The 14342-nt window shown below is 40.6% G+C and carries 13 protein-coding genes, 1 tRNA gene and 2 pseudogenes; 4 read left to right on the forward strand and 12 right to left on the reverse strand.

The features are described 5' to 3' along the window. Positions 1 to 274 precede the first annotated feature (274 nt). Entirely contained in the window at positions 275 to 2689 is a 2415-nt protein-coding gene (locus tag VK664_RS07210; protein ID WP_461397956.1) for an adenylate/guanylate cyclase domain-containing protein, read from the reverse strand. 132 nt (positions 2690 to 2821) lie between these two features. Between VK664_RS07210 and VK664_RS07215 the strand changes: the two genes are divergently transcribed. Next, positions 2822 to 3466, forward strand: a complete 645-nt coding sequence (locus VK664_RS07215; protein WP_461397957.1) for a class I SAM-dependent methyltransferase — start codon at positions 2822 to 2824, stop codon at positions 3464 to 3466. 38 nt (positions 3467 to 3504) lie between these two features. On the opposite strand, the gene VK664_RS07220 is transcribed toward VK664_RS07215, so the two are convergent. Continuing rightward, positions 3505 to 4647, reverse strand: a complete 1143-nt coding sequence (locus VK664_RS07220) for a sterol desaturase family protein (RefSeq protein WP_461397958.1) — start codon at positions 4645 to 4647, stop codon at positions 3505 to 3507. Next, the gene (locus VK664_RS07225) at positions 4622 to 4897 is read right to left on the reverse strand and encodes a hypothetical protein (protein ID WP_461397959.1); all 276 of its coding nucleotides are present in this window, start codon (positions 4895 to 4897) and stop codon (positions 4622 to 4624) included. Before VK664_RS07225 ends, VK664_RS07220 begins: the two co-directional genes overlap by 26 nt. 906 nt (positions 4898 to 5803) lie before the next feature. Here VK664_RS07225 and VK664_RS07230 point away from each other — a divergent pair. Continuing rightward, positions 5804 to 6274 carry an alpha/beta hydrolase-fold protein gene (locus VK664_RS07230; protein WP_461397960.1) on the forward strand — a complete coding sequence of 157 codons (471 nt, stop codon included), beginning with the start codon at positions 5804 to 5806 and terminating at the stop codon, positions 6272 to 6274. 20 nt (positions 6275 to 6294) lie between these two features. Here VK664_RS07230 and VK664_RS07235 read toward each other — a convergent pair. Beyond that, positions 6295 to 6465: pseudogene (locus tag VK664_RS07235) on the reverse strand (DUF1254 domain-containing protein); the annotation flags it as partial. Further along, positions 6466 to 6651 (reverse strand): hypothetical protein, encoded by a 186-nt coding sequence (locus VK664_RS07240; RefSeq protein WP_461397961.1) that lies wholly within the window; start codon positions 6649 to 6651, stop codon positions 6466 to 6468. A 408-nt stretch (positions 6652 to 7059) separates the two neighbouring features. Between VK664_RS07240 and VK664_RS07245 the strand changes: the two genes are divergently transcribed. Next, positions 7060 to 9573 carry a BamA/TamA family outer membrane protein gene (locus VK664_RS07245; RefSeq protein WP_461397962.1) on the forward strand — a complete coding sequence of 838 codons (2514 nt, stop codon included), beginning with the start codon at positions 7060 to 7062 and terminating at the stop codon, positions 9571 to 9573. 202 nt (positions 9574 to 9775) lie between these two features. Here VK664_RS07245 and VK664_RS07250 read toward each other — a convergent pair whose 3' ends face one another. The 7 genes and pseudogenes from VK664_RS07250 to VK664_RS07280 all read right to left on the reverse strand — a co-directional run bounded on the left by VK664_RS07250 (position 9776) and on the right by VK664_RS07280 (position 13266). After that, entirely contained in the window at positions 9776 to 10333 is a 558-nt protein-coding gene (locus VK664_RS07250; protein ID WP_461397963.1) for an NADPH-dependent FMN reductase, read from the reverse strand. A gap of 38 nt (positions 10334 to 10371) precedes the next feature. Continuing rightward, positions 10372 to 10518, reverse strand: a complete 147-nt coding sequence (locus tag VK664_RS07255) for a hypothetical protein (RefSeq protein WP_461397964.1) — start codon at positions 10516 to 10518, stop codon at positions 10372 to 10374. A 353-nt stretch (positions 10519 to 10871) separates the two neighbouring features. Further along, entirely contained in the window at positions 10872 to 11201 is a 330-nt protein-coding gene (locus VK664_RS07260; RefSeq protein WP_461397965.1) for a histidine kinase dimerization/phosphoacceptor domain -containing protein, read from the reverse strand. Between the two features lie 192 nt (positions 11202 to 11393). Beyond that, positions 11394 to 11786 (reverse strand): pentapeptide repeat-containing protein, encoded by a 393-nt coding sequence (locus VK664_RS07265; RefSeq protein ID WP_461397966.1) that lies wholly within the window; start codon positions 11784 to 11786, stop codon positions 11394 to 11396. A 180-nt stretch (positions 11787 to 11966) separates the two neighbouring features. Beyond that, a pseudogene (locus tag VK664_RS07270) lies at positions 11967 to 12431 on the reverse strand (alpha/beta hydrolase family protein); the annotation flags it as partial. Positions 12432 to 12458: 27 nt separating this feature from the next. Then, entirely contained in the window at positions 12459 to 12980 is a 522-nt protein-coding gene (locus VK664_RS07275) for a hypothetical protein (RefSeq protein ID WP_461397967.1), read from the reverse strand. A 201-nt stretch (positions 12981 to 13181) separates the two neighbouring features. Beyond that, positions 13182 to 13266, reverse strand: a tRNA-Ser gene (locus tag VK664_RS07280). 269 nt (positions 13267 to 13535) lie between these two features. Here VK664_RS07280 and VK664_RS07285 point away from each other — a divergent pair. Beyond that, positions 13536 to 13973, forward strand: coding sequence for a CBS domain-containing protein (locus tag VK664_RS07285; RefSeq protein WP_461397968.1), 438 nt, complete (start codon positions 13536 to 13538; stop codon positions 13971 to 13973). The last annotated feature ends 369 nt before the right edge of the window (positions 13974 to 14342 follow it).

The raw sequence follows: 14342 nt of genomic DNA on the forward strand, positions 1-14342 counted from the left end.
GCTAATAGATAATTGGGGCGACTGATAATCTAAAAGAACGCTTTCCTCAAATTAATATCAGCAGCGATAAATTTTATGTCGCTATAGACAATCTGAAATTAAAAAAAAAGCTGTGAATTTACCGATTTTAATCAGTTGAATAAGGGAATACTAAGTTCGGCTATCCCAGCGGATTAACAAAATAAGCAAGTGACAATTAACCCTATGATTTGCTGAATAATCTATCAGCTAATATGTAGTCTTATATGATTTGCCAATAATACATTTTATTTAATCATGATTGTATATTCCCGGAATTGGGGCCAGGTAAAATGGCTGATGATTTTATCTGCTGCAATTTTAAATAGCGGGCGGGAGTCAGACCGGTTTCTTTTCTGAAGCTGTCATTAAAAACGGTTTTGGATCTGAATCCGCTATCCTTTGCCAATCTGAACGTATCAAGATCTGCATTTTTCGGGTCGAGGGCAAAATGCATAAATGCTTGTATCCTGTATTGATTGATAAAGTCGTTAAAATTTTTTTCGAAACTTTCACTAAGCAATGATGAAAGTTCATTCGGATGAATATTGATCTTATTGGCCAATAACTTTAATGAAAAGTCAGGATCCAGATAAGGCCTGTTTTCATTGATGTAATTCAATAGTCTTGATTTATACTGGTGGGTCTTACCTGGAGATTCTACAACATTGGAAACCTTAGTGATCTCAGGGAAAATTATTTTTTTGTAATGATCATATCTTGGATCCTTTTTTATTGGGTCGATAAGTGGATCAACAAAATGAATCAGTAATAATGGTGATTTGCTTTTTACAGCATTATGTATCCATTCGAATGCTTTATCATTTTCTCCCAATACTGCATACATCAATAAAAGAAAAGTGCTGCTCGTTAAACCCTCCGGCTTAGCTGTGAAGCTGATTAATTCGTTAAGACACTTATAGGCCATATCCAGATCCTTCTTAAAAGCATAGGCAAGGCCAGTTACTCCTAATTTTTCTCCGGTCACGAGGACATCTTCCGGTATGGAATCAAAGGAATTCAAAACCTCATCATAGTTTCCAAGCTTTAGCAAACAATAAGATTTTACTGATTGGGCGGGGATATTTCTTGGATTCACAGCTAAGCACCTGTTGAGTTTTTCAAGAGCCGAGTCATATTGTTGAGTCACGTAGTCAAAATAGGCGCTAAAAAAAAGCGTTTCCTGCGAAAGAGGATCAATGCCTGTCGCGATATCTAAATGTTCTTTTCCTTTATCTGTGTTACCAACAATTAAATACAGGAACGAGAGGTACTGTTGTGCTTCTACATAGTTTGGGTTCACTTCAACCGCCTTTAAAGTTGCTTTGAATGCTCCATTATAATCGCTCCTTGTGAAAAAATGAAGATTGGCCAACTGATAATATCCATCAGCCAGCTGATCGTTCAATTCAAGTCCCCTGGTAGTAAGCGCAGCAGCTTTTGCCCAGGCTTCTTCAAAAGGCGCAAAACCCGTAGTTGCGAGGAAACTATAGCAATCAGCCAAACCGAGAATGGACTCCGCATGACGAGGATCCAGTTGAATTGCCCTTTCGTAGAAAATGATAGCTGTTTTTATATCAGTTGGATTCCATTTTCTGAATTCAAATCTTGCCTTCAAAAACAATTCGTAGGCGTTATAATTGTCGGTTTGCTTTTGGACCAGGTGTTCCTGTATATCGAAGTGACCGAGATGTTCTCTCAGTTTTTCTGCAATAAGCAAACTAATCTCATCCTGAATTTCAAAAATATTTTCCAGTTTCCTGTCCCAGGTCTCTGACCAAAAATGAAAATCTTTTTCAGCCTGTATTAATTGGGCAGTAATTCTTATAGTATTACCAGACAGACGAACGCTCCCTTCCAGTATTGTTGAGACATTCAACTCCGTCCCTATTTGCCTGATGGGAATATTTTTATTCTTGAAAAAGAAAGAGGAAGTTCTTGAAGTTACTCTCAGGTTTTTGATCTTTGCCAGCGCATTGATGATCTCCTCGGTGATGCCATCACTAAAAAATTCATTGTCTTTGCTGGCACTCATATTTATGAACGGGAGCACCGCAATTGTTTTACTATTTATTTTTTGCCTGCCGTTCAGGTCCCGCGCTTGTGGAATCTTTAAACCATTATTTGTAATTGCAAATACTTCGACTGCGCCGGTTACATTCTTCAATTCGAATTGCCCCAAAGACGTGGTTGATATCGAGCTATGGTTCTTCAGTTCATCATTCAGCTTTGCTGAAATTAGTATTGCTCCTGCTATTCCGAGATTTTCTATCCGGGAAGCGAAATTCACAGCGTCGCCATAAACTTCTGTTTTGTCAAACACAATATCTCCCATATGCAGTCCAATTCGCAGTGGTACTTCTATTTGGTTCTCAGTTGGGTTGTCAGTTGGGTTCTCAGTTGGATTCTCAGTTTGGCTAAGTAGCGCCTGTATTTCAATGGCACATTTGGCTGCCGCAACAGCGCTTTTAAAAACGCTTAAAGTTCCATCACCGTAATACTGAATTATTTCTCCCTGGTGCAAGATGTGTTGTTGTTCAAACACCTGCCTGTGTTTTGCCCTGATTTTCGTGGCAACTTCCTCATCTCCCTGCATCAAAGCAGTATAACCCACAATGTCTGTAAACATTATTGCGGCTATTCTGCGTATTGTATTTTCTTTGAAGATCATCGTTTGCAATTTGCAGCACTGTTGCTTAAAGAAACACCTTTTTTCACGATTAATATTTCAATTTCCCTAAGACTGATAATTTGCAGCCAGATTGCCATGAAATAACGCTCTTAAAAAACTAAATTTACACATATGAACCAGTCATGGGATGAACAATATAAAAACAGTTGGGAAAAACGATACAAAGAAAAAGGACATGCCTATGGTGAAGCTCCTAATTTGTTCTTTGAAGAATGGCTGCAAAAATTTGAACCCGGATCTATATTAATGCCGGCCGATGGCGAAGGTCGGAATGGAGTTTTTGCCGCGAAACTTGGATGGAAAGTAACATCATTTGATCTGAGTGAAGCTGGAAAAACCAAGGCTTTGGAGCTTGCAAAAGAGAACCAGGTCGCCATGGAATATTTCGTAGGAGATCCTGGTGAACTTAGTTTCGAAAGGGAGTCATTTGATGTTATCGGATTGATATATGCCCATTTCTCAGCAGAAAAGAAATCTTCGCATCACAAACAGCTAGCCAGTTATCTGAAACCGGGAGGGATAATTATTTTTGAAGCTTTCAGCAAACAACATTTACAACTTAACAGTAAAAATCCGGAAGTGGGTGGACCCAAAGATATTAACATGTTGTTTTCTGTAGCGGAATTAAATGCTGACTTTGAAAATTATGAACCATCAATCCTGGAGGAGGTAGAAATTATCTTGAATGAGGGAACCTTTCACAAAGGGAAAGGTTCTGTAGTAAGATTTGTAGGAAGAAAGCCTTTGACAGAATAAACAAGCCCACTTTGGTCTTTTTGACGCTGGGCACAAATCTACCTGGTAGTTTTATTTTCCATATCAATATCATCGTCAAAAGGACTTTTGGTAAAAGGATAAACAAGTTGTTTCATATATCCTTTAGGGAAACTCGTTTCGCGAAGCCCTGTGCCTTCTGGCCATGTGTTGCCTGGTAAATAATAAGTGCCGAATATCTTATCGATAAAAGGGAATATTGTCGCAAAATTTTTACCATAATATTTTGGATCCTCGCAATGATGCCAGTGATGATATTGTGGTGTTGCAAAAATATATTTTAGAAATCCAAAGTTTATCCTGGTATTCGCATGAATAAGTACTGCATGAATAGCCATAAAAATGATATATGTATTGAAGGTTATCTCCGAGAACCCAAAAACATATAATGGAATAAAAGTCATGGACCGGGTAACAAAAATGTCTATGAAATGTGTTCTCGATCCGGCCAGCCAATCCATATTTTGGGTGGAATGATGCACGGAATGAAATCGCCACAGATAAGTATGTGAATGAAAAAAACGATGTGCAGCGTATTGAAAAAGATCTGTAATTAAGAATGCGAATAAAAGTTCAACCAGGTATGGAAGCTGTTGCACCCAATGCTGAATATCCGATAAACCGACCCATCCAAAAAATAGCTTTGCCGGCTTCTGCGTGATTACTCCAAAAAACTGGATGAACAGATGGCTGACCACAAAATAGAGAAGATCGGTTCTCCATTCCTCATGAAATTTGCTTTGCTTTTTGTTATGGGGGAATACCATTTCAATTGGAACAAAGATCACTGCCATCAGCAAGAGATCGATCAATAACCAATCCACGCCGAGGTGCCAGCTTGTTTTTTCTACTGAACGACCCTGCACCTGCAGACCTCCAAAAACAATAGCAACGGTGCATAGCAGCAGCCCTGTCATGGCCCATTGTTTTTGTTTACTGAGCATAAAACTTACCAGGGCAAAAAGGAAAGAAGCGATGATCGTTGCCGTTAGAACAATCTTCATTGACTCGCCTGTATAGACTTCTCTAAACTGGGGCGTAGTTAACCACTCTGGATATTTAAAACAAATAACACCTATCAAAGAAAGCAGACCCAGGAATATCGATGAATAGCCGCTTATTTTTCCTTCCCCAATTTTAAGACGTTGAACGGATGCACTCATAGTAAGTAAATTCAAAATTATGTTTGTAAGAAATTATCACCATCTCCAGCCTATTATTGATATAACCCCATTTGCCATTTTCTTTACCGGGTACAAAGCCCCTGCGTATTTTTGCAAGTCTGTTGAAACAAACTGCAGATCTTACCAGGTCCCTGTCTGCCTCCGCCTGTACTGTTCCGGACTTTCTAAACGCTATTTTGCGTGCACTTATTATAATGATGAGCAAGCCTGCAACCAGGAATAGTTTCATTTGTATTTACTTCATTGTGGATAAGAATCCGTCTTTTATCATGACAGGCAACGCCATTCCGAGGCCGACTCCAAAAAATATCCAGGCTGTATAGACCACTTTAATGGCATGTTGGCTAAGTAATTTTATCAGCGATATGGTTTAATATTTAGTTGCATGAAATTATGTTTGGCGGATAAGAAAGGTCGCAAAATAAGAAGAGATTGAAATTGATTAAGAGGAATTCAGTAGATGGTCGGATATTTAATATAACTGACAGCATTTGAAAGTATTTAACAATTTCGGCAATCTGCAAAACAACTGTATTGTTATGACTGGTATGATATTCCCCCAAGTGGATGAGTTAGTTGGGAGCGGCATTGTGCCTTTGCGCGGCCTTCGTACCGTGGTCCGAGTTACTGAAGCCGATCAGGGGAGAACAAACACCAGCGCTGGAAGAAACCCTAACAAAGCTGATCAGGGCAAAAAAGCCGATCGGAGACAATAGCAAATAACGGCATAACGAAAGGTATTAACCACGGGACACAGCCGCAAAAAGGCACAATACCGCTCCCAACGGTGCGAAGAAGCGACCAAAAGCTGTCGCATAATAGTGCTGGTATGCTAAAAAGCAAACCAGCTTTTCAATCAAGCAACAGATAAGTTAAATATAAGTAGCAGAGTTTCGTTCTTCATCTCCTTCAGTGATTTATCTTGAAACCAGTTTTTCCTTATTCGCCTGGCCTGAATCATCCAATTAAGCTTAACCTGAAAATGATTCTGATTATGAATTAATGGAAAGCTTTTACTTTTATGTTATCTTAATAGTGCCAGCCCGAACCTTAATTTCTCAAAGCGCAAACAATCAATAAAAAATCCTTTTTGCAAACCGGCTTAAGGAGCCGATAACTTTTGTAATAATAAAATATGAGAAAATTACTTTCTTACCTGTTATTTTTTGTCTTATACAGTTGTACAGGTGACAACCAGACTAACACCAAAATTGAACTGGGAAATATTGACAAGCTCCAGTCAAAAATCCTAAACGAAGAAAGAAAGATCTGGGTCTATGTACCAAATGCCGGATCGCAGGATATCTATGCGAAAGCAAAATACCCGGTTGTTTATCTGTTAGATGGAGATGCACATTTTTACTCCGTAGTTGGAATGATACAGCAATTAAGCTCCGTCAACGGGAACACCCTTTGTCCTGAAATGATAGTGGTCGGCATTCCTAATACAGACAGGACAAGGGATCTGACACCAACCCATGTTGACAAAGACCCCATGATGAACGACAGTAATTTCGTGAAAACTTCGGGCGGTTTTAAAAAGGCACTAACTATAAAAGAGTATCCGGAAACACGAAAGAAATTAAATGGCATATTGAAGAAATAAAGGCCGGTTGGGCCAATCCCGGAAATTTCATTTTGCCAGATATCATTAATGCCACCGAGCATCATGGACGGCACTTCCACAACCACCGGTCCGTCACGCCTTAAATCGAATGAGGCAAGTCCGTAAACAGTTTCTGTATTTCCGGTAAGCAATAATGTCTCAGAATCCATTAGTGATTCCCAGATCACCATTTAAGTCGGTATCGCGGTACCGGCCGTGGCAACCCCTTTCCAGACATTATACCATGACACGGCATGCATCTGATCAAGATATACTTCAATAGCCCGTGTAAACAACAATGAATCAGACAGTTTTTTGATAGCGTCGTCTGTCGGGTAGCCGTTTTTAAATTCGACATCTCCTAATCTCGAGTTCAAGGTTTTTGTACCAAGCCAGCTATTCGACTCAGTAATAAATCACGCACAAAATTTTTATATTCAATTTGAAGCGATTTCGTGCGAAATTTGGATGGTTAATCGCAGGAGCGCGATAACACTCAGCGCGATTTATTCATTTTAATAGCTGGCAGGTTCAAAGTCAACTTCGTCCGCCTGCCCGTTTTCTTGTTGACACCTGCCTGGTACGGGAATATTTTTGCGTGCATCCTTGAATCATCGACCCATGAAAATGACAGACACATCGCTGGGGTATCGTTGACAATTTCAAACAGCAAAAAAATGAAACCACTATTAGGATTAATTTTATTTATTACAACAGCTTGTTTTGCACAGCCGGGTAATAGGCATCTCCCAGGAAACTTGCCAGGCCGTTATAATAATGTGAATATGCATCTCCAAGCAAACCTGACAGGCGGCGATAAAAATGTGAGTATGCCGGCGGGCAAACAGTTTGCAGCCTCAAGCTGGAAAAAATTATGGTGGGGCAAGCATTGGCGCGAGGAGTGGATAACAACAGTTGAATTTCCCGTGTTTGAAATGGCCTCCACAGCGGGGGGGTTAACACCGATAAAAGAAGGGGGTGGACATCAGACAAGGACACTTCGGCTGCTGGGTGCTAATGGAAAAGAATATGTGTTACGCAGCCTCGACAAAAACCTGGAGTCCATATTGCCGGAGGAATTCCGCGGAACATTTATACACGATATCATAAATGACCAGATCTCTACTGCTCATCCTTATAGTCCCCCGGTGATCGCCCGGTTATCCGAATCTCTCAACATCCTGCACACAAATCCCCGGATGGTCTTTGTACCCGATGATCCACTGCTGGGTAATTTCCGCGCGGACTTTGCAAACAAATTATTTTTATTTGAAGAACGCCCTTCCGGCAAAGGATGGGAAAAGGATGTATTAACAGGTAAAGCTGATATAATCATCAATTCAGAAAAATTATTGGAACAATTGGAGGCCTCTCCTGCGCACCAGGTCGACCAGGGAGCGTATTTAAAGGTCCGCCTCCTCGACATGTTGATCAATGACTGGGATCGTCACCAGGACCAATGGACATGGGTCGGCAAAAAAAGCGAAAGTAAAATATCTTATATAGCCTTTGCAAGGGACAGGGACCAGTCGTTTTCCAAAACAGATGGGGTGAATTTGTATTTATTATCCAGGCCCTGGGCGCTGCGTAGCTTGCAAAACATGGATAAAACCGTCAAAGATGTGATAGGCATTAACCTGGTCGCGACACGTTTGGACCGGGCATTCACAAACCAGCTCAGCAAAGCTGATTGGGAGAAAAGTATCACGGCATTTCAACAGGAACTAACGGATACCACTATCCGAGCATCCCTGCAGGCCCTGCCACCTGTAATAAATGGACTGTCGGGCGATTTTTTATATGGGCGTTTAAAGGCCCGCAGGGATCATATGCTGAATTATGGCATGAAATATTATCGTATCCTGAATAAGGAGGTAACCATCACAGGAACGGAAAAGGCTGAATGTTTTATCATCCGCGATGAAAATAAAAAAGCAGCATCAGTAACGATCCTTGCGATAAAAGATCATCAGGTAACGCAGGATACCTTGTTTCACCGGGTATTTCAACACGACGTAACTAAAATCATCAATCTCTATGCACTGAATGGTAATGACCAGTTCAAGGATGAACGAAGGTTTCATGATCACATACTTATTCGTGCATTTGGCGGAGATGGAAACGATCAATTTTCCGACAGCGGGAACATCCCGAACCGAACCTTTATTTATGATACAAAAGAAGACCAGCCTCTGACACCTGGTAAATTTCGCTACCGTGCAACCAGCGATACCGCTGTTACTAATTTCCACCCAACCGGCTTCCGGTATGACTGGTGGCGCCCCCTTTTGATCCCTGGATATAACCCTGACGACGGGCTCGTGATCGGAGCCGGATTAACATACAAGAAAATGCGTTGGAATAAAGATCCTTTCAGCTGGCAACAAACTTTTGTTGTAAAATATGCCGCCGCCACCAGCGCCGTGGATGTAAATTATCATGGTCTGTTTAAAAACGTTTTTAAAAAATGGGACCTGGAGATGACAGCCAATTACAAAGCGCCTTCCTTCGTTGTCAATTTTTATGGATTTGGAAATGAAACTGAACTGGTCACTAAAGAAAGATCATTTTACCGCGTTAAGGCGAGATCTATACTTTTGGAACCCGGTATAAGCCGGTCATGGAGCCAGCATTATCTAAAAGCAGATCTTTTATTCAACGCCGTTAAAGTGGAGCCCGGTTATAATAAGTTTATCACTCAACCCGGTGCCGGTGTTGATTCTTCGGTATTCGACCGAAAATACTTTGGAGGTGTTGGCCTGTCGTATAAATTCAACACAGCCAATAACATAAAATACCCCACGAAAGGAATAGTCCTGCATGCCGGTGCCAGGTATATTGTCAATTTACAGGAAACAAAAAGTGATTTCATCCAGATCAAAGGCAGTTTCACTTTTTATCTCAGCCCTTTAAAAAATGTTACTTTGGCGCATCGCACCGGCACTGGCATCAATAGTGGAAAATTTGAATTCTACCAGGCCAATACCATTGGCGGAGCTGAGACAGTACGCGGATATTGGCGTTCACGTTTTACGGGTCAAAGCAGTTTTTACCAGAATACCGACATTCGGTGGAAAATAACCGACCTAAGAGGATATGTGTTCCGGGGTGCATTCGGGATCTATGGGTTTTTTGACGATGGAAGGGTTTGGATAAAGGATGAGCATTCAAATACATTGCATACCGGCTATGGTGGGGGGATTTATTTTATTCCCTACAGCACCATGGCGATTAACCTTGCTTACGCTTCGTCCCTTGAAGTGAATACGTTTACTATCAGAACAGGGTTTTTGTTTTAATAGACGCTCCTCCTCTAAACCCCATCACTTCCCTATCTTAACCATCCCAGATAGATAGAGATTGGCATCATGACAAGAGTAAATGGCACAATAATAGAAAACCCTGCTCCTAAAAAGTTGACGAGAGGACTAAATTTCGAATGGTATAATCCCAACGACAGAAAAGAACTTTTAAAGCCGTGCAAAGTTCTATTCAAAATTTTTACACTTTTAACAAAAGGTCCACCCACCTGGCAAAAGCTTCCATAAAATTTTTCAGGAAGGCGCCGGTCGAAGCATTGGTAAGTTGTCCGCTTCCGTCAAACAATTTTGCCGCACCGGCTATATACGCTTCGGGCTGTGGCATGGCAGGTACATTAAGAAACACAAGGGATTGACGTAGGTGATGATTAGCGCCAAATCCACCAATCGTACCAGGGGTTACGCTCACTACAGCTCCTGGTTTGCCGTCCCAGGCATTTGCGCCGTAAGGTCGCGAACCAACATCAATGGCATTTTTTAATGGAGCCGGAACAGACCGGTTATACTCAGGAGTTACAAAAAGCACACCGTCAAATGATTTCAATTGCTCTCGAAATATTGTCCATTGCTCAGGCGGGGAATCATCAAGGTCCTGGTTGTATAGGGGCAAATCGCCAATGCTTAATATTTCTAATGATAAAGAAGGTGGGGCGAGCGCAATCAACGCGTTGGCTGTTTTTCTGCTATAAGCCTCCTTTCTGAGGCTTCCTACAAGCACAGCAATTTTATAACTATTCATGGTTCTATGACTATTTAATTAGAGCAACGAACTACTTATTAAGAACTTGCTACAATCTTAATTTCAATAAGCTGTCCCGGGAGGGCTAGTCCACTGATAACGGCCTGGGCATAACCGTATTCTTCCTCCCAGGGCATATTAAACGATTGTATTTCTTTGTCTGTCTGTCTCAATGTTTGTTTCATAATAATTGGTTTAATTTTTTGTCAGCACCCTGACCTAATACAATTTCGTTAATTCCTTTTAAATCTGATTGTGACATAAAACTTTGTTCTTATTGTTAATAATGTCTGGCGAACAAGGAGTTTCCGCCAACTACTATACCAGTCTTGTAAAAGTTTTATTGTCAATCTGTTATACAGAATAATCGCGGGAAAAACTATTGATATTTCAATAATTACTGAAAATCAAATCATCTTTATTTTCAGATAAAGATTTTTGCTTTAATCATTGCAAAGGGTTCCGGGCGATATTTTTAAATATACCGATCGGTACATTTTACCATGTTCAGGAAATCAACGTATTGAACCCTTCATAGTTATTGAATCAGTCGGCAGCATAGACGAGGAAGTTCCTTCCTTATAAACCCTGATTCTATCATGCACAAAGGATATTTTAATAGTAGTACCATTACTATTTTCAATAGTAAACTTTCCATTTTGGTAATATACGCTGATTGGGAGTTTAAAAGACTCATAACCATTTGCAGGTTGTTTTTTACCCGGTGATGAATCTCTTTTAACAACCATTCTTTTTCATTCACCAGGAGATGTAAAGACTGGTTTTTTTTCTCAATTTCCTGTCGTTGCAATTCAAGTCTTAGATTCGTTCTTTGTTTTAACCGATAGCGATTGTACAACAGTGCCATTCAATCTTTAAAATGTCCGGTTTAAATAGCATTTGGCCGACCTGGCATTTGTCGTTCCTGATGGTAACCTGGTTTAGCCATAAATTTAAAGTGCAAAGAAATTTTCTAAAGAAATGAAAAAAAGTATTCAATTTGTTAAGCCGAAATGCTCCGGCGTAGAAATTGTTGCAAACAACTATTAAAATAAAATATTTATGCAAGCAAAAAATAAAAAGAATGGAGATCGCAATGAACCAGATCCCAATAAACCAGATCGCAATGAACCAGATCACATTGATCCAGATCGCAATGAACCAGATCGCAATGAAGAAGATGAAAAATTTCCCTTACCAGTTTATGAAAGTGGTGATGATATTTACAACAGGGGAAAAGAATTACCCCTTGATGAATTGGATAATTCCGGGAATGCGCGAAAGAGTAATAATAATAAAACGCACGGTAGTGATTTAGATATCCCCGGCTCGGAATTAGATGATGCCAATGAATCCATTGGCGAAGAGGACGAAGAAAATAACTATTACAGTCTCGGTGGTGAAAATCATGAAAACCTTGAAGAGGGTAACGCTGATCAGTAGTCGAAAACATTATTTTCAAACCTGGTAGTAAATATTGTTAAAGATGTGATTATACCGATCGGTATAATTCATAATTCCGATTCTGCAGCCGTCTCAGAAATCAGAGTTCGTAAAATAAGAAATGGCAAAATTAAAAATTTACGGCACTCTTAATGGACATCAGATAATAAGTTGATCATCGACGCACACACTACAGTTCGCCAAAAAACTGTTGAATATGTTGTTCCATTTCAGGGTTGTTGTCGCCAATGTTGGAATGGTTGCGGTCCGGGTATATAAATAATTCGATATTCCCTTCAAGCGCTAAATTTTTCATGGCATTCAAAATCATCTGACCCTGGGAGGCAGGTGTTATTTCATCTTTCTGTCCATAATGAATTTGTGTTTTTGGCAGGTGATGGCAAAAATACAGTGGCGAACTGGCAAGCATCCGGAGTCGTGTTTCTTCAGGAGTCGAATTTTGATTGATTAAAGCATCAAGGAACTGAAATTTGTAGCTAGGGTCATTTTGATGCGCAGCAGTCAATGTGAGGAGATTACTGGGAAAAGCAACGCCGACCGTTAGTTTCACCCGCTTATCCCGCTCGGCGACCAATAATGCCACTGTTCCTCCCCGACTCCCTCCCTGTATTATTACTTTTTTGGTATCTGCCTGCGTAAATGCAGTTCCAACTGAATTGAGTCAGGCAATTACATCATCTGCAGCGCCATCAAAAGCATCATTTCTTGTTCCTTGTGACACAGGGCTAGTGTATTCAATGTTATTAACCGTTAGTCTTAAAGACTGTCCCCTAAGAGCAGGTACTACATAAATAAAGGGCGGATTGGCAGTGTCTGAAGAAATCCGGAAGTTTTGAATGCTTCTGGGATCTTCCAACGAAAATCCGTATACATATATGTGAACGGGTAAAGGCGCTGGCGTAATGGGCGCCAGTACTCCGGCATATTGCAGACTGCCGTATAGCCCAAAAGAGATGATATGGAGATTGAGACTACTATTAATTACATGTGTTTTCTCAATCTTAACGTTCTCAGGTGTAAGATTTCTTTTTTTCCAGGCGATTTCTACAAAGTCCAGTTCCTCCTGTTTAGGATCAGCAAAGAGGGCAACCTTATCAATCCCTGCCAGTACATCTTTCTTTTTGCATGAAAGAACATTTGCCAGCATGGCCGACATTAGCAGGAAGATCAGGATTTGTTTCATTGCGGGGTGTTAGCTTAACGAAATTGCTGGGTGTTTGGCTTAACGAATATATACAAGCAGCACAGGCAATCTTATGGCCAGGGTATTTTTAACAAAGTAGTAAGGGCCGTTAACTGCGCCCAGTGACATTTTTGGTTGTCCGTCTTGCCCAGGACTTCCAAAAACAAAAATACCCGCTGCTGCGGGATATTTATTGATTTGCGGAGAGCGAGGGATTCGAACCCCCGGAAACTTGCGCTTCAACGGTTTTCAAGACCGCCGCATTCGACCGCTCTGCCAGCTCTCCGGCGCGAAAATACAGTATGAATTCATTCCAAGGAAATTTTAAGAAAGAATATTGATTTTTTTTTGCGTGAATAATTCAGTAACAGCGATTTGGCTTAGATATCAAAACCGAATTAAGAATTATGGGTTGGACTGGGCCGGTCAATCCAAACCCCCTATGACAGGCATTTATCAACATCTGACCGGATGCTTTAGGTATGTTAATAACAATCTTGGATTACAAATTATATTTTGTAATTTCCTATACGATTGTCCACCTAAATATTCCATATGAACAGAAAAGTAACTGATGTCCTTTTGAGAAAAGGCAGCAACATCACCACAGTGGCCCCAACTGAGACAGTAATCGAGGCACTGAAAATTATGGCCGATCAGAATATCGGGTCAGTAATGGTTATGGAAAACGGACAGTATAGAGGAATCATGACTGAAAGGGATTACTCACGAAAAGTGATTCTGAAGGGAAAATCATCTACCCATACCGAAGTTTCCGAAATCATGTCTGATGACCTGCCAAGAGTGACCCCAAATGACAGCATTGATTATTGCATGAAACTCATGTCGGACCGAAATATCCGTTATTTACCAGTATTTGAAAATGAAATGATTATAGGCATCATTTCAATAAACGATGTAGTTAAAGAAACCATCCTTTCACAACAGGAAACCATCACCCAGCTAAAAGACTATTTGCATTCGAGTATGTAGAGCAGTCAATACTGTTCCCAAAAACAAAAAACAAGAAATTCATATTCAAATTAACGGCTACTAGCAAATGCGGGTTCTGATTTTATCTGAGCCTTGCATTTGAACTGGTCAACATTGCTATTCATACAACCCCACCATACCAGGGCCGAGCCCGGGGTGTCACCCCGGGCTATTCGACATCAACCCCTATCGGGGTAATGAAAGCTCAACTCTCAACTCATCCACTGAAACTCACCACTTTTATATAACTTCTTTCACCGAGCTCAATCATGCTGCTTGGTTTGTTAATTTAGCGAGTTTTTTTTCTAAGGTAGCTATTTGTTGTTTCCGTTGTTTTTCTTTGTATTCATCCATGTTGACGGGCATAAA

Origin of the sequence: Flavitalea sp., from assembly GCF_035489435.1 — a bacterium.
GTDB lineage: Bacteria > Bacteroidota > Bacteroidia > Chitinophagales > Chitinophagaceae > DATHKG01.